The sequence below is a fragment of the Streptomyces sp. GDS52 genome (genome assembly GCF_052246875.1).
In the GTDB taxonomy this organism is placed as follows: Bacteria; Actinomycetota; Actinomycetes; order Streptomycetales; family Streptomycetaceae; genus Streptomyces; species Streptomyces cathayae.
Genome location: NZ_CM125966.1, coordinates 5,775,985 through 5,802,568, shown reverse-complemented (window position 1 = coordinate 5,802,568; position 26,584 = coordinate 5,775,985). Strand labels below are relative to the sequence as shown.

The window sequence follows — 26,584 nt, the reverse complement described above, 5'->3', positions numbered from 1 at the left end:
GGGCATCCGCACCTCGTGCACCGTATCGAGGACTACGCGCTCATCGGCGACGAACAGACCGCTGCCCTGGTGGGCGCGGACGGGTCCGTCGACTGGCTCTGCCTGCCCCGCTTCGACTCCGGCGCCTGCTTCGCCCGGCTGCTCGGCGACGAGGACAACGGTCACTGGCGCATCGCGCCGCTGGGCGCCGAGCGGTACACGCGCCGCGCCTACCGCCGGGACACCCTCGTCCTGGACACCGAGTGGGAGACCGACGAGGGCGCGGTGCGCGTCACCGACCTGATGCCGCAGCGCGACCGCGCCCCCGACCTGGTGCGCATCGTCGAGGGCGTGCGCGGCGAGGTGACCGTCCGCAGCACGCTGCGGCTGCGTTTCGACTACGGCTCGGTGGTGCCCTGGATGCGCAGGGCCGACGGCCACCGGGTGGCGGTCGCGGGGCCGGACTCGGCGTGGCTGCGCAGTGTGCCGGAGGTGCCCACCTGGGGCGAGGACCTCGGCACGCACTCCGAGTTCACGGTCGGGCCGGGCGAACGGGTCGCGTTCGTCCTCACCTGGCACCCCTCCCACGAGCCGCGCCCGCCGCTGGTCGACCCGTACTCCTCGCTGCGGCACAGCATCGCCGACTGGCGCGCGTGGGCGTCCCGGTGCCGTTACACCGGCCCGCACCGGGACGCGGTGGTGCGGTCCCTGATCACGCTCAAGGCGCTCACCTACTCCCCCACCGGGGGGATCGTCGCCGCGCCCACCACCTCACTGCCGGAGGAGCCGGGCGGGGTACGCAACTGGGACTACCGCTTCTGCTGGCTGCGCGACTCCACGCTGACCCTGAGCGCGCTGCTGGCGGCCGGGTACCAGGAGGAGGCGGAGGCCTGGCGCGACTGGCTGCTGCGCGCGGTCGCGGGCGATCCGGCGGATCTGCAGATCATGTACGGGCTGGCGGGCGAGCGGCGGCTGCCCGAGTCCGAGCTGCCGTGGCTGTCCGGCTTCGGCGGCGCCACCCCGGTACGGGTCGGCAACGACGCCGTCAACCAGCTCCAGCTGGACGTGTACGGCGAGGTCGTGGACTCGCTGGCGCTGGCCCGGCGTTCGGGCCTTCCCCCGCGCCCGGACGTGTGGGCCCTGCAGACCGTGCTGCTGGACTTCCTGCGCACGGCCTGGCGGCAGCCGGACGAGGGGCTGTGGGAGGTGCGCGGCGGCCGCCGCCACTTCGTGCACTCCAAGGTGATGGTGTGGGTGGCCGCGGACCGTGCGGTAGGCCTCCTGGAGGAGAGCCCGGACCTCGGGGGCGACCTCGACGGCTGGCGCGCGTTGCGCGACGAGGTGCACCGTGACGTGTGCGAGAAGGGGTACGACAAGGAGCGCAACACGTTCACGCAGTCCTACGGCTCGCGCGAACTGGACGCCGCGCTGCTGCTGATCCCCCGGGTGGGTTTTCTGCCGCCCGACGATCCCCGGGTGCTCGGCACGATCGACGCGATCCGCGCGGAGCTGGGCCAGGACGGGTTCGTACGCCGCTACACCCCGGACGCCGCGCCCGTCGACGGCCTGCCCGGTGAGGAGGGCACGTTCCTGGTGTGCTCGTTCTGGCTCGCGGACGCCCTGCACATGGCGGGCCGGACGGATCAGGCACGCGAGCTGTTCGAGCGGCTGCTGGGGCTGGCCAACGACGTGGGTCTGCTGGCGGAGGAGTACGACGCGGTGGGCGGGCGGCTGCTGGGCAACTTCCCGCAGGCGTTCAGCCACATCGGCCTGGTGAACACCGCCCTCGCCCTGTTCGGGGGCGAAAAGGCAGAAGAGGCAGAATAGGGCCATGGATCTTGGACTGAAGGACCGGGTGTACGTCGTCACCGGGGCGACCCGCGGGCTGGGCAACGCCGCCGCGCGCGAGCTGGTCGCGGACGGTGCGAAGGTGGTCGTCACGGGGCGGGAGGAGCAGAGCGTCGCCGAGGCGGTCGCCGGTCTCGGGCCGAACGCGGTCGGCGTGGCGGTCGACAACGCCGACCCCCGGACACCGGCGCGGCTGATCGCGACCGCGCGTGAGCGGTTCCACCGTTTCGACGGCCTCCTCGTCAGCGTGGGCGGACCGCCGCCCGGGTTCGTCGCCGACACCACCGACGAGCAGTGGCGGTCGGCGTTCGAGTCGGTGTTCCTGGGCGCGGTACGACTGGCCCGTGCCGCCGCCGCGGAGCTGGGCGAGGGCGGGGTCATCGGCTTCGTGCTGTCCGGCTCGGTGTACGAACCGCTCCCCGGCCTGACCATCTCCAACGGCCTGCGCCCCGGGCTCGCCGGCTTCGCCAAGTCCCTCGCGGACGAGCTGGGCCCGCGCGGCATCCGCGTCGTGGGGGTGCTTCCCGGGCGGATCGACACGGACCGGGTCCGGGAACTCGACGCCCTCTCCGCCGACCCGGAGGCCACCCGTCAGGCGGCCCAGTCCCGCATCCCCCTGCGCCGCTACGGCACCCCGGCCGAGTTCGGCCGCACCGCGGCCTTCCTCCTCTCCCCGGCCGCCTCCTACGTCACCGGCGTCATGGTCCCGGTGGACGGCGGGGTGCGGCACGGGTTCTAGGGGCGCGTCCGGCGCCGGGGTCCGTCCGGTTCCGGGGCGGGGGCCGGGGTCAGCTGACGCGTTCCGCGCGGTGTTTGACCGCTCGCAGGCGGACCTCGGCCGGGAGGGTGGCCAGGCCCGCCGCCTCACGGGCATGGGTGAGGGCTCCGGTGGTGAGGGTCTTCAGCGCGGTGCCGGGGTCGACGTGGGGCTCCAGGCGGAGGCGGACGTGGGTCCGCGGGGCACCGCGGCGGCCGGTCAGCCGGACGTGGGCCTGGTCGACGCCGTCCAGCCCGCCCGCCTCCTCGGCGAGGACCGCCTCCAGGGCCCGGCCGCGCAGGACCGCTCCGTCGCCGTCGCCGGTGTCGACGAACACCTCGGCCGGCCGGCGCCGGCGCAGGACCGCGACCAGCCACCAGAGCAGGAGCAGGACGAGGACCGCGAGTGCGGCGATCACGACGGGCCACCACCAGCCCGTGTCCCGCCACCGGGTCCGCTCGGCGTCGCTCAGCAGGACGTCGTGCCGTCCGTGGTGCAGCCACCAGGAGGGCGCCGGCGCTCCCAGCCCGACGGCCAGCACGGCCCCGCCGAGGGCCACCAGGAGCAGGCCCGTGATCCCGAGCAGCACACGGTTGACGATCCTGTTCACCGGCCTCACCCCTTCCGGCCGGGACGTCGTACCCGCACCGACAGGGCGGGCGGCCGGGACAGCCCCAGGCCCCCGACGGCGTCGGCGAGTACCGCGTCCAGGTCGGCCCGTACGTCGTCCAGTTCACGGAAGTGCGACACCGCGCGGACGTCGGCCCGCCTGCGGGTCACCCGTACCCGCGCCGTCTGCACCCCGGCGATCTCCATGGCCCGGTCCCGCAGCGCCATCGCCGCCGCGTCCCGGTCGAGTGCGGCGCGGACGTCGGGGTGGGTGCGGCGCATCGGGAGCAGGGCCCGCAGCCCGGGGGTGAGGGCCAGCAGGAGCAGCCAGAGCCCGAGGGCGGCGGCGATCCCGGCGCCCAGCAGCACCCAGACGTCGTCCAGGGGCCGTTCGGCCAGTTGGCGGGCCAGTTCCCGGCGCCAGCCCATCGCGGGCCGGCCGGCGCGCACCGCGACGATGTCGTACAGGAACGCCACCGCGATCACCAGGAGCAGCAGTGCGAGCAGGCCCGCGGGGACCTTGCGCGCCGACCAGAAGCGCCGGGGGCCCGGGGCCGCGGCGCCGACCGGCCCGGGCGGCGGTGTCTTCTCCAGGACGGTGCCCGCGGGCTGCCCGGCGGCTCCGGGTTCGCTCATCGGGTCCTCCTCCCCCGTGCCGCGCCCGGTGCCGCCGCCAGGTGCAGCCGTTCCACCTGGACGACGACCTCCGGCACCTGCATGCCCGCCAGCACGGACACCCGCTCGACCACCTGGCGGCGTACCCGCCCGCACCGGCCGCCGATGTCGCCGGGATAGCCGAGTTCGACGTGGACGCGGACCCGCGCGGTGTCGTCGCTGTGGACGACGACCGTGGCGTGCGGCGGCTCGGCGTCCGGGGGCAGCGGTCCGAGCGCCTCACGGGCCGCCTGGGAGGCGATCTTCGCGACCACCCGGTCGGCGATCCTGGTCGCACCGCGCTCACCCGGCGGCACGACGACGCGGGCGCCGTCGGCCCCGTCTTCCCCCGTGCTCACCGGTGTCACCTCCGACGATCGTCACGGGGACGGAAGAAGTCACCGAGCTCCAGGTCTCCCTGGAGGAACCGCCCGGCGACGAAACCTACGGCCCCCAACGCGGCCACCAGGACGAAAGCCCCGAATCCGCCGAAGTATCCGGCGAAGCCCAGCGCCATGCCGGCGATCATGCCGACCACGGCCATGTTCATGGTGCTCTCCTCAGTTCCTCAGCTCCTCGGCTCATCACGGGTCGCCTCACTGGAGGCGGCTCTCCGACTCCTCGTCCTCCTCGTCCGGCAGCTTCACGTCGCTCACCGCGATGTTGACCTCGACCACCTCGAGACCGGTCATCCGCTCGACCGCCGCGACGACGTTCTCCCGCACGGCCTTGGCGACATCGCTGATGGAGACGCCGTAGTCGACGACGATCTCCAGATCCAGCGCGGTCTGCACCTCGCCGACCTCGGCCTTCACTCCACGCGTCACCGATTTCGCCCCGCCCGGCACCCGGTCGCGCACGGCCCCGAAGGTCCGGGACAGGCCGCTGCCCATGGTGTGCACGCCGAGCACGTCCCGCGCGGCGAGACCGGCGATCTTCTCCACGACGCCGTCGGCGATCGTGGTGCGGCCGCGGGTGGCGGGGTCGCCGCCGCCGCGCCGGGTGCCCGGCCCCTTGCGCCCGGAGGTGTCCGGCGCGCTCTTCTCGAGGTCGGTGGCCCTCGTCGAGCCGCCCTCCGTCATGTCGCTCATCGGTGCACGTCCCTTCCGGTCGTCGTCCACGTGCCCACCGTATGCGCGGTTGCGTGGTGGCGCGCCGTGGATGCGGCAGGCTGGAGGAATGACGGCGGACCGGTGGACGCGGACAGTGCGACAGCAGTTGGGGTTGGGCAGACTTCTGCCCCTGGGCGGAGCGCGGGACGGCGCGTGGATCTCCGAAGCGGCCGCCGCGCAGGCCCTGCGGCGTGCGGTGGTGCGGGACGCGCCGGACGTGCGCGTGGACGGAGTGCGGATCGCGCTCGCCGATCCGCAGGACGCCGGTGAGCCGGTGGTGCCGCCCCCGCCGAGCGCTCTGCCGCCGGGGGCGCTGCGGGTGACGGTCCGGTTCGCGGCCACGGCGGCAGAGCCGCTGCCGGTGACGGCGGACCGGCTGCGGGCGGTGCTGTCGCGGGCCGCGGCGGAGCGGATCGGGCTGGTGGTGGCGGAGGTGGACCTGCGGGTGACCGAACTGCTGGACCCGCGGGGCGGGCCGCCTCCGGGTCCGGCGCCGGACGCGGCGGGCGGGCCCGCGGACGGGTCGGCCGACGCCTCGCCGGCCGGCGCGCCGGAGCCCGGTGACTCCGACGGGAGCCGGGTGGCCGCCGCGGCGCTCGCCGTCCCGGGGGTGTCCCGGCTGACGGGCACCCTGGGCCACCCGGTGCACCTGACGGCTCACCCGCAGCCCGGTGGGGCCTCTCTGGCCCGCCGTCACGCGCGAGTGGACCTCGCCGCCCTGGCGGACCACCGGGCGGTGGACGTGGCCCAAGCGGTCCGCTCGGCGGTGTCGGCCGCCCTGCCGGACCGCCCGACGGTGGCGGTACTGGTCACGGCGCTCGACTGACGCTCTCCCCCGGCTCCCCCGTGCCTCGGCCGCGCCTCACCGGTTCCTCGTTGGTTCCTCATCGGTGAGGCGCCGGTCCCTCACTCGCCGAGACCGGCCAGGTCCCGCAGCCTGCGGCCCTGGGCCGCGCGCTCGGCGATCCGCTGCTCCTCGTACGTACGCTCCTGGGCGCCCCGCAGCAGCGCCTTCGTCTCGATCACGGCGTCGCGGGGCGCGGCCAGCAGCGCCGCCGCGAGGTCGCGCACCGCCGAGTCCAGTTCGTCGCCCGGCACGGCGAGGTTGGCCAGCCCGGTGCTCACGGCCTCCTCGGCCGTGACGAACCGCCCGGTCACGCAGATCTCCAGCGCGCGGGCGTACCCGACGAGCCCGACCAGCGGATGCGTGCCGGTCAGGTCCGGTACCAGCCCCAGGCTGGTCTCGCGCATGGCGAACTGGACGTCGTCCGCGACGATCCGCAGGTCACAGGCGAGGGCCAGTTGGAAACCGGCCCCGATGGCGTGCCCCTGCACGGCCGCGACGGACACGAGGTCGCTGCGCCGCCACCAGGTGAACGCCTCCTGGTACTCGGCGATGGACGCGTCGAGCCCGGCCTCCCCGCTGCGCGCGAGCTCGACGAACGAGGTCTCGCCCTCGATTCCCTCGGGCGTGAGCATCTGCCGGTCGAGCCCGGCGGAGAAGGACTTGCCCTCACCCCGGAGCACCACGACCCGGACGGAGCCCGGCAGCAGCCGACCCGCCTCGGTCAGCGCGCGCCACAGAGCGGGGCTCTGCGCGTTGCGCTTGGCCGGGTTGGTCAGCGTCACCGTGGCGATCGCGCCGTCGACGGTGAGCCGTACGCCGTCCTTGTCGAGTACCGGACCGAGGTCCTGGGCGGGCGAAGCCATGGGGCGCCTCCGATGGGTGCGGTCGTCTTCCGCGCCGCACGACGGCGTGGAGCCGTCCTGCGGCACAGCTGAGTGACTGCACAGTAACCACCCGGCCGGTCAGTCGGCCGACCGGGTGGCCACCATCGGGATCGAGGGGCGGCGCCCGGAATCAGGCCGAAGGGGCCTTCTTGCCTCGCGTCGCCCCGCCACGCCCTCGGAGCGTGACGCCCGACTCGCTGAGCATGCGGTGCACAAAGCCATACGAGCGGCCGGTTTCCTCGGCCAACGCCCGGATGCTCGCACCGGCGTCGTACTTCTTCTTCAGGTCTGCCGCGAGCTTGTCGCGCGCGGCGCCGGTCACCCGGCTGCCCTTCTTCAGAGTCTCGGCCACCCGTGCCTCCTCATGGGAAGTGCGCTCTGGTCTCCTCATGATCACCCCTCTCGGGCCCGATGGCCACCCATTCGGCAAGGTCCGTGCGACAAGGTCGTGACGACAGGAGCGCATCCCCACAAACGGAGTAAGGGATTCCGCCGGATGCCGCGGACACCACCGAACGGGTTGCTCCGCGAAGTCCCAGGTCAGAAAGGTGTCGCGGCCGAGCCCCGGTGGATCAGGGGCTCGGCCGCGAAACACGGTGAGAACACACCTCGGTACGAGGAGATCTCACACGAATGATGGATCACCGATGGGCCGAATGATCCATACCCGGTGGATCACGCCCTCGGTCATGTCAGCAGTCACTCCCGCGGTCGCGCCTGCCGTCACGCGCGCGGCGGGCCGGGGCCGCTCGGGCGAGGGTCCCGGGGCAGCTCAGGCGAGGGCGACGAGGTCCGCGTAGTCGGCGCCCCACAGGTCCTCGACTCCGTCCGGCAGCAGGATGATCCGCTCCGGCTGGAGCGCCTCGACGGCGCCCTCGTCGTGGGTGACCAGGACGACCGCGCCCTTGTAGGTGCGCAGCGCGCCGAGGATCTCCTCGCGACTGGCCGGGTCGAGGTTGTTGGTGGGCTCGTCGAGGAGGAGCACGTTCGCCGAGGAGACCACGAGGGTCGCGAGCGCGAGACGGGTCTTCTCGCCGCCGGAGAGGACACCGGCGGGCTTGTCGACGTCGTCGCCGGAGAACAGGAACGAGCCGAGCACCTTGCGGACCTCGACGAGGTCCATGTCGGGCGCGGCGGAGCGCATGTTCTCCAGCACCGTGCGGTCCTGGTCGAGGGTCTCGTGCTCCTGGGCGTAGTAGCCGACCTTGAGCCCGTGGCCGGGCACGACCATGCCGGTGTCGGGCTGTTCCACTCCGGCGAGGAGACGCAGCAGGGTGGTCTTGCCCGCACCGTTGAGACCGAGGATGACGACCCGGGAGCCCTTGTCGATGGCCAGGCCGACGTCGGTGAAGATCTCGAGGGAGCCGTACCACTTCGACAGGCCCTCGGCGGTCAGCGGGGTCTTGCCGCAGGGCGCCGGGTCGGGGAAGCGCAGCTTGGCGACCTTGTCCGACTGGCGGACGTCCTCGAGGCCGGCCAGCAGGCGCTCCGCGCGGCGGGCCATGTTCTGCGCGGCGACCGTCTTGGTGGCCTTGGCACGCATCTTGTCGGCCTGGGAGTTGAGGGCCGCGGCCTTCTTCTCCGCGTTCTGCCGCTCGCGCCTGCGGCGCTTCTCGTCGGCCTCGCGCTGCTGCTGGTAGAGCTTCCAGCCCATGTTGTAGACGTCGATGGTGGAGCGGTTGGCGTCCAGGTAGAACACCTTGTTGACGACCGTCTCGACCAGGTCGACGTCGTGGGAGATGACGATGAAGCCGCCGCGGTAGGACTTGAGGTAGTCGCGCAGCCAGACGATCGAGTCGGCGTCGAGGTGGTTGGTCGGCTCGTCGAGCAGCAGGGTGTCCGCGTCGGAGAACAGGATGCGGGCCAGTTCGACACGGCGGCGCTGACCGCCGGAGAGCGTGTGCAGCGGCTGGCCCAGGACCCGGTCGGGCAGGTTCAGCGCGGCGGCGATGGTGGCGGCCTCGGCCTCGGCGGCGTATCCGCCCTTGGTGAGGAACTCCGTCTCCTGGCGCTCGTACTGCTTGAGGGCCTTCTCCCGGGTGGCGCCCTGGCCGTTCGCGATGCGCTGCTCGTTCTCGCGCATCTTGCGGATCAGGACGTCCAGTCCGCGGGCGGAGAGGATGCGGTCGCGGGCGAGTACGTCGAGGTCGCCGGTGCGGGGGTCCTGGGGGAGGTAGCCGACCTCGCCGGAGCGGGTGACGCTGCCCGCGGCGGGGATGCCCAGGCCGGCGAGGACTTTGGTGAGCGTGGTCTTGCCGGCGCCGTTGCGGCCGACCAGGCCGATGCGGTCGCCCTTGGTGACGCGGAAGGTGGCGCTTTCGATGAGGACACGGGCACCGGCGCGCAGCTCGATGCCGGAGGCGGAGATCACGGGTCAGACTCCAGGCGGTGGGGTCCCCTGCTCGAACGGAGCCCGGGGGAAGTCGGCGGTGGGCGGCTGAGGGCGTTCCCGCCGTCTAATGCACAAGGAGAATGGCCATGCGGGCCATTCTAACGGGGCCGCGCAACCACTTTTCCGGTGTGCGGGTGTGCGATGCCTCGCGCCCGGCCGGGTCACGGGGCGTTGTCAGTGACCGGTGCCAGACTGTCGGCGGGTCGGGTTTCTGGTGATTTTCCCGTCGCGGTGCTTCCGGCTGCGGGAGGTGAGGAGCGGGGGCCATGGCAGGTACGGGTGGCGGACGTCCGAGCGTCTTCCCGACGCTGGTGTACGCGGACGCGAAGGCGGCGATCCGGCAGCTCACGGAGGCCTTCGGCTTCACGGAGCTGTCGGTGTACGAGGGCGAGGACGGCTCGGTGCTGCACGCCGAACTGGTGCAGGGCAACGGCGCGGTGATGCTGGGTTCCCAGGGCCGCGGCGGTGTGTTCGACACGGCGATGAAGGGTGCGGGGCCCGCGGGGGTGTACGTCGTCGTGGACGACGTCGACGCACACCACCGGCGGGCGGCGGCACAGGGCGCGGAGATCCTGACGCCCCCGACGGACCAGGACTACGGCTCGCGGGACTACACGGCCCGGGACCTCGAGGGCAACGTCTGGAGCTTCGGTACGTACGCGCCCGGGACCGGGGCCTGAGCCCGGTCCCGGGCGGTGGAGCCGGGATGTCGCCCGCGCGGGCCTGCGGGATCTCGCCGGGACTCCGCGGGACGGCGGTGGTGGTGTCAGCCTCCGGTGTGCACCTGGAAGGCCGCCCGCCGGACCGCTTTGGCCAGAGCCGGGTCGGGGTGCGCGGCGGCGAGCGCGACCAGTACCTGCACGGTGCGCGGGTGTCCGACCGCGCGCACCTCGTTCAGCAGCGCGGGGACGGTCGGCTGGACCGCGGACTCCAGGTGCCGTACCAGCAGCGGGGCCTCACCGTGGTCGGCGACCGCGGCGGCGGTGTCCACCCACAGCCAGGTGGCCTCGTCCCGGGTGAGGACCTGGTGGGCGTCCTCGGGGTCGGCGCCCTCGTGCTCGGCCAGCCACAGCAGGGCGTAGGGCCGCAGCGTCGGCTCGTCGTGCACGGCGCGGACCTCGGGTTCGGCGGGGGCGCCGACCACGCGCAGCGCCTCGAAGGCGAGGCCGCGCAGGAGGGCGTCCTCACCCCGGGCGGCGTCGAGCAGTTCGGTGACGGCGCCGGCGACCGGGCGGGCGGCGAGCCAGGCGCGGTACTCGGCGCGGGCCGCGTTGGGGCGCAGCTGGGCGCAGCCGCGGAGCATGTCCTCGGCGCTCTGCTCGATGTTCCCGGCGGGGCTCTGCGCGGCGACGCAGATCTGCTCCAGCTTGACCCAGACCGCCCAGCTGCCGAGCGGGGTGAGCGTGGCCTGTCCCTCGCCGTAGGTGAGGGCGCCCACCGCGGCGAGGGCGCGCAGGGCCCATTCGAGAAGCGGGGCGAGCGGGGCGTCGGCGGCGCCCGGCTCGACGGGCGCGGGCCGGGCGGACCGGAGCGCGAGGGCGGGGCCGGGCCCGGGGTGGGCGGCGTCGGCGGAGTGGGGCGCGTAGTCGACCTCGCAGCGCTCCGTGCGCAGTTCGGTGACCCGTTGCTGCAGGAGGTCGAGGAGCTGGGGCACGGGGACGGGCCCGGCCGAGAGCTGGAGGAAGGAGAGCACCTGCGGCATGGCCGAGACGACCTCGCCGACGGTGGCGGGTTCGTGGCCCTCGGGTTCCGGGTGGGCCAGCGACCAGGCGTCGAAGAGGGCGACCCAGCCCCGCAGCACGGCGCTGTCGTCGCGGTCCCAGGCGCGCAGCCGCCAGCCGGGGCGGGCCGTGTCGCCGTGCACCTCGACCAGACCGGCGAGCCGGGCCGTGTCCCAGTCGGCCCGGACCTGAGCCGGGGTCAGGCCCAGATCGTCGGCCGCCCATGCGACGGTCGCGTCGGAGAGGATGGCCTTGCCGGCGGTGGTGGCGCTGCTCCGGCCGGGTCCGAGGGCGGCGTCGGCCCAGCGGGCGACGCGGGCCGCGCCGGCCAGACCGGAGCGTGCCGTCCTGGCCAGCTCCGCGGGGGCCGGTGTGCCTTCCGGAGGGCGCGGCGCAGGACGGCGCGAGCGCTGCTGGTTCATCGCCCTGGGGGCGGCGGCCAGGGGTCGCGGGCGGACAAGTCGAAGCCTGGAGTCGCGCGGGATACGGGACGTCACGGGTGCAGTCTTGCGGTTGACGGTCCGAAAACCCAAACGGAATGTCACCGGCGGCGACGGAGAGGGCCAACGCACCGGGTCGCGCGGGCGGTCGAGGGGCGGTGGCAGGCCGGCGCCACGGCCCGGAGCGGAATCCCGACGAGGACCCGCACCACCGGCCACCCGGCCGCCCGCGCGACCCGGCCGCCTGACCGCCCGACCGGCCGCCCGCCGGAGCGGACGAGGCGGGCGCGGAGGGCACGGCGGTCACATGCCGAAGGCGCGGAGGTCACATGAGCGGGGTGAGGAAGCGGCGCAGGGCCTCTTCGTAGGCGTCCTGGTCGGCGTTCCACATGGCGCCGTGCGGAGCGTCCTCGACCGTGAGCAGGGTGACCGTGTTGGGCTGGGCGGCGGCCAGGCGGCGGGAGAGCCGCCAGGGGGCCACCACGTCGCCGGGGCCGTGGACGATCAGGGTGGGGACGCCGATGTGTTCCGCCTCCGCCGTGCCGGGGTGGTGGTCGCCGTAGCGGCCGGTGCGGCCCTGGGCGGCGCGGACCGCCAGCGGCAGCAGCGCGCCCGGGGTGCGGCGGGCGGCGGCGAGGGCGCGCAGGGTCGATTCCCAGCTGAGCACCGGGGAGTCGAGGACGAGCCCGGCGATGCGGTCGCGCAGGGTGGAGCGGGCCGCGGCGCGCAGCGCCATGGTCGCGCCGGTGGACCAGCCGAGCAGGACGACCTGCCGCGCGCCGGCGTCCAGCGCGTGGCGGATCGCCGCGTCGAGGTCGCGCCACTCGGTCTCGCCGAAGTGGTTGAGGCCGTCGGGTGAGCGCGGTGCGCCCGGATCGCCCCGGTATGAGGGGACCAGTATCGGGAAGTGGTGGCGGTGCAGGAACTCCATGACGTTCATGGGGTGTTCCCGGGTGGCGCCGAGGCCGTGCACCGCGAGCACCCAGGTGTCCCGGACGCCCGGCAGGAACCAGGCGGGAAGGGGGCCGAGTTCGCCGGGGACCTCGATGTCGGTGTGGTCCAGGCCCAGTGCGGTGCCCGGGTCCCCTACGTACAGGTTCGGGGTGAGCCACGCCCGGTCGCCGGGCTTCAGGGTGCCCCGCACGACGCGTTCGAGACGGCGTACGACGGTGTCGGCGGAATCCGACACGCCTTCCAGCACGGGTCCGACGACCGCGTGGGAGTCGTCACCGGTGAGGCCGTAGCGGCCGGGGCGCAACGCGGCGAGGTCCCGGGTGAGGCTGACCTGGCCGGCCGCGGTGGCGTGCACGGTGAGCCGGGGCTCGGTGGGCAGCGGCCTGCCCGGCGGCGCCTTGAGGGCCGCGTCGCTGGCGAGCCGGCCGGCCGCCACCGCGGCGGCGCCGGCACCTATCACGGCGGTGACGGCAGCGGCCGTCGCTCTGGCAGTGCGCACGGAACCCAGTGTCCCGGCGGACCGGCCACCCGGCCAGTGGACGTCCCTCCCGGGCGGCGCCTCAGCCGCGCTGCCCGTAGCCCCGCAGGCGGTCCGTGACCTCTGCCAGCTGGTCGGCCGACAGGAGGGCCGGGGAGCGGCCCGGGACGGACGAGGCGGTCAGCCAGAGCCTGCACATCCACTCCAGCTGGGCGGTGCGGTCGTAGGCCTGGTCGAGGGTGGTGCCGTGGGTGAGGGTGCCGTGGTTCCTCAGGAGGCAGCCGGTGCGGCCGTCGAGGGCACGCAGCATGTGCTCGGCCAGCTCGTCGGTGCCGTACGTCGCGTACGGGGCGACCCGGACGGGCCCGCCGAGCGCGGCGGCCATGTAGTGGACGAGCGGGAGTTCGTCGACGAGCGTGGAGACCGCCGTCGCGTGCACGGCGTGTGTGTGCACCACGGCGCGGGCGCCGGTCGTGCGGTACACCGCGAGGTGCATGGGCAGCTCGCTGGTCGGGACCAGGGTGCCGAGGACCTGGCGGCCGGCGAGGTCGACACCGGTCACGTCGTGCGGGGTCAGCCGGTCGTAGGGCACTCCCGACGGTGTCACCAGCACGGTCGGACCGACCCGCACCGAGACGTTTCCGGAAGTACCGACGACGAGTCCGTCGGAGACGGTCCGCCGGGCGGCCTCGACGAGGCCGGTCCAGGCGCGCGCCTCCTCGTCACTCACCTGACGTCGCTGCTCGGTCATGCCGTGATCCTGCCGGGTGACGAAGGTCTCTTCAACGGCTCCGCGGTCGGCCGCGAACGCCCGCTGACGGAGTCACAGCCCTTCAGCCGCACCGGCGCGGATGGGTCATGGTGGACGTACGGCCACCCGATGGAACGAGAACACCCACCACGGTCATCCACGCGCCCATCCCAGTTCATCTTCTGTTCACCCAGGTTACCTACGTTCAACGCGCCAATGACTTCGAACGATTGCCTGGGTAAATGGAAAGCTTCTCGCTGATCCTCGCGATTGTGGTGGTAACCGCACTCGCGTTCGATTTCACGAACGGTTTCCACGACACCGCGAACGCGATGGCGACAACCATTTCGACCGGTGCTCTCAAGCCCAAGGTCGCGGTGGCCATGTCCGCCGTGCTGAACCTGGTGGGCGCCTTCCTCTCCGTGGAGGTCGCCAACACGATCTCCAAAGGCCTCGTCGACGAGGCCGGCATCCGTCCCGAGGTCATCTTCGCCGCACTGGTCGGCGCGATCCTCTGGAACCTCCTGACCTGGCTGGTCGGTCTGCCGTCCAGCTCCTCGCACGCCCTGATGGGCGGCCTGATCGGTGCCACCGTCGCCTCGGCGGGCTTCGGCGCGGTGCACGGCGACGTCCTGGTCACCAAGGTGCTGATCCCCGCGATCGCCGCGCCGCTGGTCGCCGGCCTCGCCGCGATGTTCGCCACGCGGCTGACCTACCGTCTGGGCAAGAAGGCCGACGGCAAGGCGTCCGAGAAGGGCTACCGGGCGGGTCAGATCGCCTCCGCCGGCCTCGTCTCCGTGGCCCACGGCACCAACGACGCGCAGAAGACGATGGGCATCATCACCCTGGCCCTGGTCGCCGGCGGCGCCCTCGCCCCGGCCTCCGACCCGCCCCTGTGGGTCATCGTCTCCGCGGGCGTCGCCATCGCGCTCGGCACCTACCTCGGCGGCTGGCGCATCATCCGCACGATGGGCAAGGGCCTGACGGACCTCCAGCCGCAGCAGGGCTTCGCCGCCCAGACCAGCGCCGCGACGGTCATCCTGGCCTCCTCCCACCTCGGCTTCTCCCTCTCCACCACGCACTCGGTCTCCGGTGCCGTGATGGGTGCGGGCCTGGGCCGCAAGGGCGGTGTCGTCCGCTGGTCGACGGCCACCCGGATGTTCGTCGCCTGGGGTCTGACGCTGCCGGCGGCGGCCCTGGTCGGGGCCATCGCCGAACTGGTCTGCCGAGCCGGCAGCTGGGGCACCGCCGTCGTCGCCGTCTTCCTGGTCGCCTCCAGCGCGGCGATCTGGAAGATCTCCCGGCGGGAGGTCATCGACCACACCAACGTCAACGGCCACGATGAGGCCGACGGTTCAGCCGCCGCCGAGGAGTCGGCCGGCGTGGTGACCGCCGCCATGGCCGCGGTGACCCCGCCCCCGGCCGGCGAGCTCTCGGCCACCATCCCGGCCCCGGCCGCCGCCGACCCGCCCGCCAAGACCACCGTCTGACCGCGCCCCGGCACGAAGGAAGAAGAGCACCATGCAGATCGACTGGGCGGCCCTCGGTTCCGTCTTCGGCGTCAGCCTCGTGGTCACCGTGGCTCTGGTGGCCCTGTTCACCCTCGGCATCGTCGGCCTGTCCCGCCATGAGCAGGCCGTGGCCCAGGGCCAGTCCGCGGCCCTGGCGGTCGCCGGCGCCTACGCCTGCTTCGCGGCCTGCACGGCGGCGGTGGCGTACGGGATCTATCTGATCATGGCCTGATCAAGGTCGTCTCCGTCCGACGGGCGGTGCGGGGCTTCACGCCCCGCACCGCCCGTTCGCGTTCCCCCCACCCGAACCCCTCTGTGGGTCTCAGCACACTTCAGCCTCGCAGGTCAAAGGCAGGTTGACGGTTCTTCCGGACCGTGGTGGACTGCCGGATGCCAATGCGGCGGCAGGAGAGGAAGCCGGTGGAAGTCCGGCGCGGTCCCGCCACTGTCACCGGGGTGAACACCCCGGGAGCCAGGAACTCTCACCGCCGGTCTCGTCGAACCAGGGCGTGGACACCCTGAGTGAGGACATATCGCCATGCCCGGCTGCCCGTCGAGGTCGACCAGCGACGTTCCCCCCCGACTCGGGGCGGACCTGTCCACCGGATCCCCCACCGGCTGAACCCATGGGTGCCGATCGCGAGTTCGCGTACGGCGCCGCCGCCGGCCTCCTCGGCGACCTGCTCCTCGGCGATCCCCGCCGGGGACATCCGGTCGCCGCTTTCGGGCGGGCCGCGGCTGCCGTGGAACGGATGCTGTGGCGGGACGACCGCGGCCGGGGCGCGTTGCACACCGCCGTCTGCGTCGGCGGTGCCGTCGCGCTGGGGAGCCTTGCCGCCCGGTGCGTACGGTCCTCCCCCGCCGCCTCGGTCGCCCTGACCGGCGCCGCCACCTGGGCCGTCGTCGGCGGGACGTCGCTGGCCCGGGAAGCCCGTGCCATCGGACGGTCCCTGGAGACCGGGACCACCGAGGGCCTCGAGGCGGCGCGGGCCCGGCTGCCGCACCTGTGCGGGCGGGACCCGCAGGCGCTGGACGCCGACGGGATCGCCCGCGCGGTGGTGGAGTCCGTCGCCGAGAACACCTCCGACGCCGTGGTGGGCGCCCTGGTGTGGGGCGCCGTCGCCGGGGTGCCGGGACTGCTCGGGTTCCGGGCCGTCAACACCCTGGACGCCATGGTCGGCCACAAGTCGCCCCGTCACCGGCGCTACGGCTGGGCCTCCGCCCGCCTCGACGACGTCGCCGGGTGGCCCGGGGCGCGGCTGACCGCCGTACTCGCCGCGGTCGCCGGACCGGACCCGCAGGGCGCCCTGCGGGCGTGGCGCGCGGATGCCGCGAAGCACCCCAGCCCCAACGCCGGCCCCGTGGAGGCCTCCTTCGCGGGCGCGCTCGGCGTGCGGCTCGGCGGAACACTGTCCTACGCCGGACGGGTCGAACACCGGCCCGTCCTCAACGGCACCGGCCGTCCCGTGGCCGTGGCGGACATCGACCGGGCGGTACGGCTCTCACGGCGCGTCGGCTGGCTGACGCTCGGCGTCGGTGCCGCCGCGCGGATCGCCGGTACGCGGATCGCCGCCGCACGGATCGCAGGGAAGGGACACAGGTCATGAGCGGTGGGGGTCTGCTGGTCGCCGGTACCACCTCGGACGCCGGCAAGAGCGTGGTGACCGCCGGGATCTGCCGGTGGCTGGTACGGCAGGGCGTCAAGGTCGCGCCGTTCAAGGCACAGAACATGTCGCTGAACTCGTTCGTGACCCGCGAGGGCGCCGAGATCGGGCGGGCGCAGGCCATGCAGGCCCAGGCCTGCCGGGTCGAGCCGACCGCGCTGATGAACCCCGTGCTGCTCAAGCCGGGCGGGGAGCGGAGCAGCCAGGTGGTGCTGCTGGGCAAGGCGGTCGGCGAGATGAGCGCGCGCGGCTACCACGGCGGGCGGCAACAGCAACTGCTGGGCACGGTGCTGGACTGCCTCGCGCAGTTGCGGGGCACGTATGACGCGGTGATCTGTGAGGGGGCCGGCAGCCCGGCCGAGATCAACCTGCGGCGCACCGACATCGTGAACATGGGGATCGCCAGGAACGCCGGGCTCCCCGTCCTCGTCGTCGGCGACATCGATCGCGGCGGCGTCTTCGCCTCCTTCTTCGGCACCGTCGCCCTGCTCTCCCCCGAGGACCAGGCGCTGGTCGCCGGGTTCCTGGTGAACAAGTTCCGGGGCGACGTGTCGTTGCTGGAGCCGGGCCTCGACATGCTGCACGGCCTGACCGGGCGGCACACGTACGGCGTGCTGCCCTTCCGGCACGGGCTCGGTATCGACGAGGAGGACGGGTTGGCGGTGTCCCTGCGCGGCGCCGTGCGGGAGTCGGCCGTCGCCCCGCCGGTCGGCGAGGACGTGCTGCGGGTCGCCGTGTGCGCGGTGCCGCTGATGTCCAACTTCACGGACGTGGACGCGCTGGCCGCCGAACCGGGCGTCGTCGTGCGGTTCGTGGACCGGCCCGAGGAACTGGCCGACGCCGACCTCGTCGTCCTGCCCGGAACCCGCGGAACCGTGCGGGCCCTTCAGTGGCTGCACGAGCGGGGGCTGGCGGCCGCCCTGCGGCGGCGGGCCGCCGAAGGGCGGCCCGTGCTGGGGATCTGCGGGGGTTACCAGATCCTCGGCGAACACATCGAGGACGAGGTCGAAAGCCGCGCGGGGCACGTCGACGGGCTCGGACTGCTGCCCGTACGGGTGCGGTTCGCGCGGGAGAAGACGCTGACCCGGCCCACCGGGGAAGCCCTCGGCGAGCGGGTCGAGGGGTACGAGATCCACCACGGGGTCGCCGACGTACGGGGAGGCACGGCGTTCCTCTCCGATGACAGTGGACACGGCCTGGACGGCTGCCGGGTCGGCCAGACCTGGGGCACGCACTGGCACGGCTCACTGGAGTCCGACGGCTTCCGCCGGGCCTTCCTGCGCGAGGTGGCCGCCGCCGCGGGGCGCCGTTTCGTGCCGGCCCCCGACACCTCCTTCGCCGCGCTGCGCGAGGAGCAGCTCGACCGGCTCGGCGACCTGATCGAACAGCACGCGGACACGGACGCGCTCTGGCGGCTCATCGAGTCGGGCGCGCCGCAAGGACTGCCTTTCATTCCACCGGGAGCACCCGCATGAGCACAGTGTTGTTGTTGTCGACCGCCGACACGGACCTGCTGGCGGCCCGCGCCGCCACCGGCGTCTCCTACCGGATCGGCAACCCGACCCGCGTGGACGTGGCGGCCGGACTGCCCGCGCTGCTCGACGGCGCGGACCTCGCCGTCGTACGGCTGCTGGGCGGCAGACGCGCCTGGGAGGACGGGCTCGCGGCGCTCAGGGCGTCCGGCGTCCCGACGGTGCTGCTCGGCGGGGAGAGCGTGCCGGACGCGGAGCTCATGGCCGAGTCGTCGGTGCCCGCGGGCGTCGTGGCGGAGGCGCTGAAGTACCTGGTGGAGGGCGGCCCCGACAACCTGGCCGAGCTGGCCCGGTTCCTGTCGGACACCGTGCTGCTCACCGGCGAGGGCTTCGAGGAGCCGCGGAAGATGCCGGAGTACGGGGTGCACGGCTCCCGTACCGTCTCGCCGGACCGTCCGACCGTCGGCGTGCTCTTCTACCGCGCCCACGAGCTGAGCGGCAACACCGCCTTCGTGGACACGCTCTGCGACGCGATCGAGGCACACGGCGCCAACGCCCTTCCGGTGTACTGCGGTTCGCTGCGCGGCGCCGATCCCGGGCTGTACGAGATCCTCGGACGGGCGGACACCCTGGTCGCCACGGTGCTGGCGTCCGGCGGGACGCACGCCTCGCAGGCGTCCGCCGGCGGCGACGAGGAGGCCTGGGACATCGGGGCCCTGGCCGACCTGGACGTGCCGGTGCTGCAAGGGCTGTGCCTGACCTCGTCGCGCGCCGCCTGGGAGGAGTCGGACGCCGCCCTCTCCCCCATGGACGCGGCGATGCAGGTCGCCATCCCGGAGTTCGACGGACGGCTGATCACGGTCCCCTTCTCCTTCAAGGAGCAGGGCCCCGGGGACGTCCCGGTCTACGTGGCCGACCCCGAGCGGGCCGCACGCGTCGCCGGGATCGCCGTACGGCACGCCCGGCTGAAGCACCTGGACAACGCGGAGAAGAAGCTCGCGCTGATCTTCACCGCCTACCCGACCAAGCACTCCCGCGTCGGCAACGCGGTGGGGCTCGACACCCCCGCCTCGGCGGTACGGGTGCTGGACGCCCTGCGGGACGCCGGGTACGGGGTGCACGGGTACCCCGACAACGGCGACGAGTTGATCCACCGGCTCATCGAGGCGGGCGGCCACGACGTGGAGTGGCTGACGGAGGACCAGCTGGCCGCCGCGCCCGCGCGGGTGCCGCTCGCGGACTACCGGGCCTGGTTCGAGAAGCTGGACCCAAAGCTGCGGGACGCGATGACCGAGGCGTGGGGCGAACCTCCGGGTTCGCTGTACGTCGACGGCGAGGACATCGTGCTGGCCTCCCTCCAGTTCGGGAACGTCGTGGTGATGATCCAGCCGCCGCGCGGCTTCGGCGAGAACCCCATCGCCATCTACCACGACCCCGACATGCCGCCGTCGCACCACTACATGGCCGCCTACCGGTGGCTGGAAGCCGCGACATCGGAGGGGGGCTTCGGCGCCGACGCGCTCGTGCACATGGGCAAGCACGGCACCATGGAGTGGCTGCCGGGCAAGGGGCTGGGGCTGAGCGCGGGCTGCGCTCCGGACGCCGTCCTCGGCGACCTCCCGCTGATCTACCCGTTCATCGTCAACGACCCCGGCGAGGGCACCCAGGCCAAGCGGCGCGGGCACGCGACGGTGGTCGACCACCTCGTCCCGCCGATGGCCCGCGCCGACACCTACGGCGACCTGGCGAAGCTGGAGCAGCTCCTCGACGAGTACGCCCTGGTCTCCGACCTGGACCCGGACAAGGCCCCGGCGGTGCGGGCGCAGATCTGGACCCTGATCAAGGCCGCCGAACTCCACCACGACCTGCACGTGGACGACCAGCCGGACGACGACGACTTCGACTCGTTCGTCATGCACGTCGACGGCTATCTGTGCGAGATCAAGGACGTGCAGATCCGCGACGGACTGCACATCCTCGGCGGCGGCCCGGTCGGCGAGCCGCGCGTGAACCTCGTACTGGCGGTGCTGCGCGCCTCGCAGGTGTGGGGCGGACAGGCGAACGCGCTGCCGGGCCTGCGGGCCTCGCTGGCCGAGCACTTCGGGCTGGTGGAGAAGGAGTTGCTGGCCGAGCCCGGTGCCCCGCTGAAGGTGCCGGCCGAGCTGACGGACCTGGTGGACGGTCCGGCGCGGTCGGCCTCCGACGCGATCGACCTGCTGGAGCAGCTGTGCCGGCGGATCGCGGAGGGCATGGAGGAGCGCGGCTGGGCGGTCGAGCGGAGCGCGCCGCTGGTGCGCGAGGTGCTGGGCGCCGAACTCCCGGACGCGGTGGCGGTGGTGGAGTTCGCCTGCCGCGAGGTCGTCCCCCGGCTCGCCCGGACCACGGACGAGATCGGGCACATCCTGCGGGCGCTGAACGGCGGTTACGTCCCGGCGGGCCCGTCGGGTTCGCCGACGCGCGGGCTGGTCAACGTCCTGCCGACCGGCCGGAACTTCTACTCCGTCGACCCCAAGGCGATCCCGTCCCGGCTGAGTTGGGAGGTCGGGCAGTCGCTGGCGGACTCGCTGGTACAGCGGTACCTGCAGGACACGGGTGAGTATCCGAAGTCCGTCGGCCTGACGGTGTGGGGTACGTCCGCGATGCGCACCCAGGGCGACGACATCGCCGAGATCCTGGCGCTGCTGGGCTGCCGTCCGGTGTGGGACGACGCCTCGCGCCGGGTGACCGGCTTCGAGGTGGTGAGGCCGGAGGAGCTGGGCCGGCCGCGCATCGACGTCACGGTCCGCATCTCCGGCTTCTTCCGGGACGCGTTCCCGCACGTCGTGGGGCTGATCGACGACGCGGTGCGGGCGGTGGCGGAGCTGGACGAGCCCGCCTCGCAGAACTACGTCCGCGCCCACGCCGACGAGGACACCGCCGAGCACGGCGACCGGCGCCGGGCCACGGCCCGCATCTTCGGCTCCAAGCCGGGCGCGTACGGCGCCGGTCTGCTGCCGCTGATCGACGCGCGGAACTGGCGCAGCGACGCGGACCTGGCCGAGGTGTACGCGGTCTGGGGCGGCTACGCCTACGGGCGCGGGCTCGACGGCCGGGCGGCGCGCGGCGACATGGAGACGGCGTTCCGGCGGATCGCGGTGGCGGCGAAGAACGTCGACACGCGCGAGCACGATATCCACGACGCTGACGACTACTTCCAGTACCACGGCGGCATGGTCGCCATGGTGCGACACCTGACGGGCGAGAGCCCGGAGGCGTACGTCGGGGACTCGGCGACACCGGACCAGGTGAAGACACGCACGCTGGGCGAGGAGACGCACCGTGTCTTCCGGGCGCGGGTGGTCAACCCCCGCTGGATGGCCGCGATGCGCAGGCACGGCTACAAGGGTGCTTTCGAGATGGCGGCGACCGTCGACTACCTCTTCGGCTACGACGCCACGGCCGGGGTCGTGGACGACTGGATGTACGAGAAGCTCAGCGCCGAGTACGTCTTCGACGCCGAGAACCGGGACTTCATGCGGAAGTCGAATCCCTGGGCCCTGAGAGGCATCACCGAACGCTTGCTGGAGGCCGCGGACCGAGGCCTCTGGGCGGAGCCGGACGCAGACACACTCGAGCGGCTGCGTGCCACCTATCTGGAGCTCGAAGGCGACTTGGAGGGCGACGACAAGTGACCACCCCGTTCCCGTTCACGGCCGTTGTCGGGCAGGACGACCTACGGCTCGCGCTGCTGCTCAACGCGGTGTCACCGCAGGTCGGTGGCGTACTGGTCCGTGGGGAGAAAGGGACCGCCAAGTCCACCGCCGTGCGCGCCCTTTCGGCACTGCTGCCGGAGCTGGACGTCGTCTCCGGGTGCCGTTTCTCCTGCGACCCCGGCTCCCCCGACCCCGCGTGCCCGGACGGGCCGCACGAGCCGGGGGCGTTCGAGTCGCGGTCGGCGCGGATGGTCGAGCTGCCCGTCGGTGCCTCCGAGGACCGGCTGGTGGGTGCGCTCGACATCGAGCGGGCGCTCGCGGAGGGTGTGAAGGCGTTCGAGCCGGGTCTGCTGGCCGACGCGCACCGCGGGATCCTGTACGTCGACGAGGTCAACCTCCTGCATGACCACCTCGTCGACCTCCTGCTCGACGCCGCCGCCATGGGTGCCTCGTACGTCGAGCGCGAGGGTGTCTCCGTGCGGCACGCGGCGCGTTTCCTGCTCGTCGGGACCATGAACCCCGAAGAAGGCGAGTTGCGACCCCAGCTGTTGGACCGTTTCGGGCTCACCGTGGAGGTGTCCGCCTCGCGGGAGCCCGATCAGCGGGTGGAGGTCGTCCGGCGGCGGCTGGCGTACGACGACGACCCGGCCGGCTTCGCCGCACGCTGGGCCGACGAGGAGGCCGCCGTGCGGGCGCGGATCGCGGCGGCGCGGAAGCTGCTGCCCTCGGTGCGCCTCGGTGACGGGGCGCTGCGGCAGATCGCCGCGACCTGCGCGGCTTTCGAGGTGGACGGTATGCGGGCCGACATCGTGATGGCGCGGACCGCGACCGCGCTGGCGGCCTGGGCCGGACGGACCGACGTGCTCGCCGAGGACGTGCGGCAGGCCGCGCTGCTGGCGCTGCCGCACCGCAGGCGTCGTTCGCCGTTCGACGCGCCCGGACTCGACGAGGACAAGCTCGACGAGACGCTGGAGGAGTTCGGCGGACCCGGTGAGGACGGGGGCGAGGACGATCCCGACCCGGGACCGGACGGTGGTCCGGGTGGGCAGCCGGCGCCCGATGAGGGCCCTCAGGGCGATGGCGACACCGCTGCCCGGCCCGAAACCGGTGAGGGCGGGGAGCCGCAGGCGGGACCCGGCGCCGGGGAGCAGTCCGCCGTACGGGCCGCGGAACCGTTCCGGACGAAGGTGCTGAACGTGCCGGGCATCGGCCAGGGAGCCGCCGGGCGGCGTTCCCGCGCCCGGACCGAGCAGGGGAGGACCACCGGGGCCCGGCGGCCGCAGGGGACGCTGACCAAGTTGCACCTCTCGGCGACCGTGCAGGCGGCGGCCCCGCATCAGCGGGCCCGGGGCCGGTCGGGGCCCGGGCTGGTGGTCCGGCGGGACGATCTGCGGCAGGCCACGCGTGAGGGACGCGAGTCGAACCTCGTGTTGTTCGTCGTGGACGCCTCGGGGTCGATGGCCGCGCGGCAGCGGATGAGCGCCGTGAAGGGTGCCGTGCTGTCGCTGCTCCTGGACGCCTATCAGCGGCGGGACAAGGTGGGGCTGGTCACCTTCCGGGGATCGGCCGCCGAGGTGGCGCTGCCGCCGACCTCGTCGGTGGACGCGGCGGCGGCCCGGCTGGAGTCGCTGCCGACGGGTGGGCGTACGCCGCTGGCGGCGGGGCTGCTCAAGGCGCACGACGTGCTGCGGGTGGAGCGGTTGCGGGACCCGGCGCGACGGCCGCTGGTGGTCGTGGTGACGGATGGCCGGGCCACCGGCGGTCCGGAACCGGTCGCCCTCGCGGGGCGGGCGGCGCGGCTGTTCGCCGCCGACGGGACCGCGTCGGTGGTCGTGGACTGCGAGTCGGGGCCGGTGCGGCTGGGGCTCGCCGGGCAGCTCGCGGGTGAGCTGGGCGGTACGGCGGTGACGCTGGACGAGTTGCGGGCGGACTCGATCGCCGGTCTGGTCAGGGACGTACAACAGGGGACTTCGAGGAGGGCCGCGTAATGCCGAAGGGGCAGCCGAGTGTGGTGCCGGACGACGGGCTGACGACGCGTCAGCGGCGCAACCGGCCGCTGGTCGTGGTGCATACGGGGATCGGCAAGGGCAAGTCGACCGCCGCGTTCGGGCTGGCGCTGCGGGCCTGGAACCAGGGGTGGCCGATCGGGGTGTTCCAGTTCGTCAAGTCGGCGAAGTGGAAGGTCGGCGAGGAGAACGCGCTGCGGGTGCTCGGTGCTTCCGGCGAGGGCGGGACCGTCGACTGGCACAAGATGGGTGAGGGCTGGTCCTGGGTCCAGCGGGACGCGCAGATGGACAACGAGGAGAAGGCCCGCGAGGGCTGGGAACAGGTCAGGCGCGACCTGGCCGCCGAGACGTACAAGCTGTACGTGCTGGACGAGTTCGCGTACCCGATGCACTGGGGGTGGATCGACACCGACGAGGTCGTGTCGGTGCTGCGGGACCGGCCGGGGACGCAGCATGTGGTGATCACCGGGCGGAACGCGCCCGACGAGCTCGTGGAGTTCGCCGACCTGGTGACCGACATGTCCAAGGTCAAGCACCCGATGGACGCCGGGCAGAAGGGGCAGAGGGGCATCGAGTGGTGACCTCCGTGCCCCGGTTGGTGATTGCCGCGCCCTCTTCGGGCAGCGGCAAGACCACCGTCGCCACGGGGTTGATGGCCGCGCTCACCGCGCGGGGGCTCGCGGTGTCCCCGCACAAGGTCGGGCCGGACTACATCGACCCCGGGTACCACGCGCTGGCCACGGGACGGGCGGGGCGCAACCTCGACGCGTACCTGTGCGGTCCGGAGCTGGTCGGTCCCCTGCTCGCGCACGGGTCGCGCGGGTGCGACATCGCGGTCGTCGAGGGCGTGATGGGGCTGTACGACGGGGCCGCGGGGGAAGGGGAGCTGGCGTCCACGGCGCAGGTGGCGAAGCTGCTGCGGGCGCCGGTGGTGCTGGTCGTGGACGCGTCGTCGCAGTCGCGGTCGGTGGCGGCGCTGGTGCACGGCTTCGTGACGTGGGATCCGGAGGTACGGGTCGGGGGCGTGATCCTGAACAAGGTCGCGTCGGACCGGCACGAGGCGTTGCTGCGGGAGGCGCTGGACTCCGTCGGCGTGCCCGTGCTGGGTGTGCTGCGGCGGGCCGCGCAGGTCGAGACGCCGTCGCGGCATCTGGGGCTGGTGCCGGTCGCCGAGCGGGGGGCCGCGGCGGTCGGGGCGGTCGCGGCGATGGCCGCGCAGGTGGAGGCGGGGTGCGATCTCGAGGCATTGGTCGGGCTGGCGCGGGGTGCGGGTGCGTTGCCGTGTGCCGCGTGGGACGCGGCCGAGGTCTTGGGTTCCTCGACCCAGGTGGCTGCACCCGGGGACCCGCTGATTCGGGTCGCCGTGGCCGGTGGGGCCGCGTTCACGTTCTCCTATGCCGAGCACTCCGAGTTGCTCGCCGCCGCCGGGGCCGAGGTCGTCGTCTTCGATCCCCTGCGGGACGAGGGACTGCCCGACGGGACCCGTGGGTTGGTGATCGGCGGCGGGTTCCCCGAGGTGTACGCCTCCGAGCTGTCGGCCAACGAGGCGTTGCGCAAGGCCGTTGCCGAGCTGGCGCTGAGCGGTGCGCCGGTCGCCGCCGAGTGTGCGGGGCTGCTGTATCTGTGCCGGGAGCTGGACGGGCTGCCCATGTGCGGGGTGCTGGACGCCTCCGCGCGGATGAGCGAGCGGCTGGCCCTGGGCTACCGGGACGCCGTGGCCGTGTCCGACAGTGCGCTGGCCGGGGCCGGGACGCGGATGCGGGGTCACGAGTTCCACCGCACGGTCGTGGAGCCGGGGGCGGGGGACGCGCCCGCGTGGGGTGTGCGGTCCCCTGAACCGCGCGTCGAGGGTTTTGTACAGCGAGGTGTGCACGCGAGTTATCTGCACACGCACTGGGCGTCCGAACCCGGTGTCGCCCGTCGGTTCGTGGAGAGGTGCCGGACGTCATGAGCAGCAGGCTGATCGGAGTCGGGGTGGGCCCCGGGGACCCCGAGCTGGTGACCGTCAAGGGCGTCAACGCCCTGCGCGCCGCGGACGTCGTCGTCGTGCCGGTGATGGCCGCACCCGACGGAAGGGACGGCGGGGAGCCGGGGCGGGCCGAGGCGACCGTGCTGCACTACGTGTCCGGGGAGAAGGTCGTCCGGGTGGTGTTCGCGCTGAACGAGCGCACCGACCGGGCGCGGCGCGAGACGGCCTGGGACGCGGCCGGTGAGCGGGTGGCCGGGTTGCTGCGGGAGCGGGGCCATGTCGCGTTCGCGACCATCGGCGACCCCAACGTGTACTCGACGTTCACGTATCTCGCCCAGACCGTCGCGGAGTCGGTGCCGGGGACGGTGGTCGAGACCGTGCCGGGGATCACCGCGATGCAGGATCTGGCGGCGCGTTCCGGGGCCGTGCTCACCGAGGGGACCGAACCGCTCACCCTGGTGCCGGTGACCGCCGGGGCCGCCGTACTCAAGGAGGCGCTGGCCGGGCCCGGCACCGTCGTCGCCTACAAGTTCGGGCGGCGGGCCGGCGAGGTGGCCGAGGCGTTGCGGGAGAGCGGGCGGCTCGGTGACGCCGTGTGGGGGTCGGCGCTCGGGCTGCCGGAGGAGTTCGTCCGGCCGGCCGCCGAGCTGGACGGGTCGCCCCTGCCCTATCTGTCGACGCTCATCGCACCGCCCCGGCGTGACGGCGGGCGGGGCGGCAAGCTGTGAGCGGGCAGCCGGGCGAGGGCGGCCGGCCGGCCGGTCCTGCCGGTCCCTTCGCAGACATCACACGAACCGCACGAACCGCAGAACCCGCAGGACTCGCAGAACCCGCAGGAGAGGAT

General features: G+C 73.5%; 24 protein-coding genes and 1 riboswitch. Of the genes, 13 read left to right on the top strand and 11 right to left on the bottom strand.

Translation table 11 applies throughout. The annotated features are described in order from the left end of the window. Positions 1–15: 15 nt before the first annotated feature. Both ACTWJ9_RS26450 and ACTWJ9_RS26445 read left to right on the top strand, forming a co-directional pair. On the top strand, positions 16–1,806 hold the full coding sequence (locus ACTWJ9_RS26450) for a glycoside hydrolase family 15 protein (RefSeq protein ID WP_279336775.1): 1,791 nt from the start codon (positions 16–18) through the stop codon (positions 1,804–1,806). A gap of 4 nt (positions 1,807–1,810) precedes the next feature. Next, complete coding sequence (locus tag ACTWJ9_RS26445; protein WP_279336774.1) at positions 1,811–2,566, top strand: SDR family oxidoreductase; 756 nt, start codon at positions 1,811–1,813, stop codon at positions 2,564–2,566. A 49-nt stretch (positions 2,567–2,615) separates the two neighbouring features. On the opposite strand, the gene amaP is transcribed toward ACTWJ9_RS26445, so the two are convergent. Genes amaP through ACTWJ9_RS26420 form a run of 5 tightly spaced genes read right to left on the bottom strand, consistent with a single transcriptional unit; the run spans position 2,616 to position 4,938 of the window. Then, a complete protein-coding gene (gene amaP, locus ACTWJ9_RS26440) occupies positions 2,616–3,194 on the bottom strand; it encodes an alkaline shock response membrane anchor protein AmaP (protein WP_387040388.1) in 579 nt (192 codons plus the stop codon). Between the two features lie 5 nt (positions 3,195–3,199). Next, entirely contained in the window at positions 3,200–3,829 is a 630-nt protein-coding gene (locus ACTWJ9_RS26435) for a DUF6286 domain-containing protein (RefSeq protein ID WP_443294848.1), read from the bottom strand. Next, positions 3,826–4,215, bottom strand: coding sequence for a hypothetical protein (locus ACTWJ9_RS26430; RefSeq protein ID WP_387040392.1), 390 nt, complete (start codon positions 4,213–4,215; stop codon positions 3,826–3,828). The genes ACTWJ9_RS26435 and ACTWJ9_RS26430 overlap by 4 nt, the downstream gene beginning before the upstream one ends. Further along, positions 4,212–4,397 (bottom strand): hypothetical protein, encoded by a 186-nt coding sequence (locus tag ACTWJ9_RS26425; protein WP_279336771.1) that lies wholly within the window; start codon positions 4,395–4,397, stop codon positions 4,212–4,214. Before ACTWJ9_RS26425 ends, ACTWJ9_RS26430 begins: the two co-directional genes overlap by 4 nt. A 46-nt stretch (positions 4,398–4,443) precedes the next feature. After that, complete coding sequence (locus ACTWJ9_RS26420) at positions 4,444–4,938, bottom strand: Asp23/Gls24 family envelope stress response protein (protein ID WP_387040394.1); 495 nt, start codon at positions 4,936–4,938, stop codon at positions 4,444–4,446. Between the two features lie 88 nt (positions 4,939–5,026). On the opposite strand from ACTWJ9_RS26420, the gene ACTWJ9_RS26415 reads away from it, so the two are divergent. Beyond that, positions 5,027–5,785: a nucleopolyhedrovirus P10 family protein gene (locus ACTWJ9_RS26415; protein ID WP_443294847.1), complete on the top strand. Its 759-nt coding sequence runs from the start codon at positions 5,027–5,029 to the stop codon at positions 5,783–5,785. An 80-nt stretch (positions 5,786–5,865) separates the two neighbouring features. On the opposite strand, the gene ACTWJ9_RS26410 is transcribed toward ACTWJ9_RS26415, so the two are convergent. From ACTWJ9_RS26410 to ACTWJ9_RS26400, 3 genes are all read right to left on the bottom strand, one after another. Next, positions 5,866–6,669 carry an enoyl-CoA hydratase/isomerase family protein gene (locus tag ACTWJ9_RS26410; protein ID WP_443294846.1) on the bottom strand — a complete coding sequence of 268 codons (804 nt, stop codon included), beginning with the start codon at positions 6,667–6,669 and terminating at the stop codon, positions 5,866–5,868. Between the two features lie 151 nt (positions 6,670–6,820). Further along, positions 6,821–7,042, bottom strand: a complete 222-nt coding sequence (locus ACTWJ9_RS26405) for a helix-turn-helix domain-containing protein (RefSeq protein ID WP_029385158.1) — start codon at positions 7,040–7,042, stop codon at positions 6,821–6,823. Between the two features lie 420 nt (positions 7,043–7,462). Then, positions 7,463–9,061, bottom strand: coding sequence for an ABC-F family ATP-binding cassette domain-containing protein (locus ACTWJ9_RS26400; protein ID WP_279336767.1), 1,599 nt, complete (start codon positions 9,059–9,061; stop codon positions 7,463–7,465). A gap of 287 nt (positions 9,062–9,348) precedes the next feature. Between ACTWJ9_RS26400 and ACTWJ9_RS26395 the strand changes: the two genes are divergently transcribed. After that, on the top strand, positions 9,349–9,762 hold the full coding sequence (locus ACTWJ9_RS26395; protein WP_279336766.1) for a VOC family protein: 414 nt from the start codon (positions 9,349–9,351) through the stop codon (positions 9,760–9,762). 86 nt (positions 9,763–9,848) lie between these two features. Here ACTWJ9_RS26395 and ACTWJ9_RS26390 read toward each other — a convergent pair whose 3' ends face one another. From ACTWJ9_RS26390 to ACTWJ9_RS26380, 3 genes are all read right to left on the bottom strand, one after another. After that, complete coding sequence (locus ACTWJ9_RS26390) at positions 9,849–11,300, bottom strand: hypothetical protein (protein WP_279336765.1); 1,452 nt, start codon at positions 11,298–11,300, stop codon at positions 9,849–9,851. A gap of 268 nt (positions 11,301–11,568) precedes the next feature. Next, positions 11,569–12,696, bottom strand: coding sequence for an alpha/beta hydrolase (locus tag ACTWJ9_RS26385; protein ID WP_279336764.1), 1,128 nt, complete (start codon positions 12,694–12,696; stop codon positions 11,569–11,571). A gap of 61 nt (positions 12,697–12,757) precedes the next feature. Beyond that, positions 12,758–13,426 (bottom strand): class II aldolase/adducin family protein, encoded by a 669-nt coding sequence (locus ACTWJ9_RS26380; RefSeq protein ID WP_279336763.1) that lies wholly within the window; start codon positions 13,424–13,426, stop codon positions 12,758–12,760. Positions 13,427–13,668: 242 nt separating this feature from the next. Here ACTWJ9_RS26380 and ACTWJ9_RS26375 point away from each other — a divergent pair, with 242 nt between their 5' ends. The 9 genes from ACTWJ9_RS26375 to cobI all read left to right on the top strand — a co-directional run bounded on the left by ACTWJ9_RS26375 (position 13,669) and on the right by cobI (position 26,468). Further along, positions 13,669–14,916: an inorganic phosphate transporter gene (locus ACTWJ9_RS26375; RefSeq protein ID WP_279336762.1), complete on the top strand. Its 1,248-nt coding sequence runs from the start codon at positions 13,669–13,671 to the stop codon at positions 14,914–14,916. A 31-nt stretch (positions 14,917–14,947) separates the two neighbouring features. Beyond that, a complete protein-coding gene (locus tag ACTWJ9_RS26370; RefSeq protein ID WP_279336761.1) occupies positions 14,948–15,169 on the top strand; it encodes a hypothetical protein in 222 nt (73 codons plus the stop codon). 130 nt (positions 15,170–15,299) lie between these two features. Next, a riboswitch (cobalamin riboswitch) is annotated at positions 15,300–15,438 on the top strand. 125 nt (positions 15,439–15,563) lie between these two features. Then, entirely contained in the window at positions 15,564–16,544 is a 981-nt protein-coding gene (locus ACTWJ9_RS26365; protein WP_279336760.1) for a cobalamin biosynthesis protein, read from the top strand. After that, positions 16,541–18,076 (top strand): cobyric acid synthase, encoded by a 1,536-nt coding sequence (locus ACTWJ9_RS26360; RefSeq protein ID WP_279336759.1) that lies wholly within the window; start codon positions 16,541–16,543, stop codon positions 18,074–18,076. Before ACTWJ9_RS26365 ends, ACTWJ9_RS26360 begins: the two co-directional genes overlap by 4 nt. Beyond that, a complete protein-coding gene (gene cobN / locus ACTWJ9_RS26355) occupies positions 18,073–21,744 on the top strand; it encodes a cobaltochelatase subunit CobN (protein WP_279336758.1) in 3,672 nt (1,223 codons plus the stop codon). The genes ACTWJ9_RS26360 and cobN overlap by 4 nt, the downstream gene beginning before the upstream one ends. Beyond that, the gene (locus ACTWJ9_RS26350; protein ID WP_443294845.1) at positions 21,741–23,753 is read left to right on the top strand and encodes a putative cobaltochelatase; all 2,013 of its coding nucleotides are present in this window, start codon (positions 21,741–21,743) and stop codon (positions 23,751–23,753) included. Before cobN ends, ACTWJ9_RS26350 begins: the two co-directional genes overlap by 4 nt. Further along, positions 23,753–24,352, top strand: coding sequence for a cob(I)yrinic acid a,c-diamide adenosyltransferase (gene cobO / locus ACTWJ9_RS26345; protein WP_279336756.1), 600 nt, complete (start codon positions 23,753–23,755; stop codon positions 24,350–24,352). Before ACTWJ9_RS26350 ends, cobO begins: the two co-directional genes overlap by 1 nt. After that, positions 24,349–25,722, top strand: a complete 1,374-nt coding sequence (locus ACTWJ9_RS26340) for a cobyrinate a,c-diamide synthase (RefSeq protein WP_387037202.1) — start codon at positions 24,349–24,351, stop codon at positions 25,720–25,722. The genes cobO and ACTWJ9_RS26340 overlap by 4 nt, the downstream gene beginning before the upstream one ends. After that, positions 25,719–26,468, top strand: coding sequence for a precorrin-2 C(20)-methyltransferase (gene cobI, locus ACTWJ9_RS26335; RefSeq protein WP_279336754.1), 750 nt, complete (start codon positions 25,719–25,721; stop codon positions 26,466–26,468). Before ACTWJ9_RS26340 ends, cobI begins: the two co-directional genes overlap by 4 nt. Positions 26,469–26,584 lie beyond the last annotated feature (116 nt).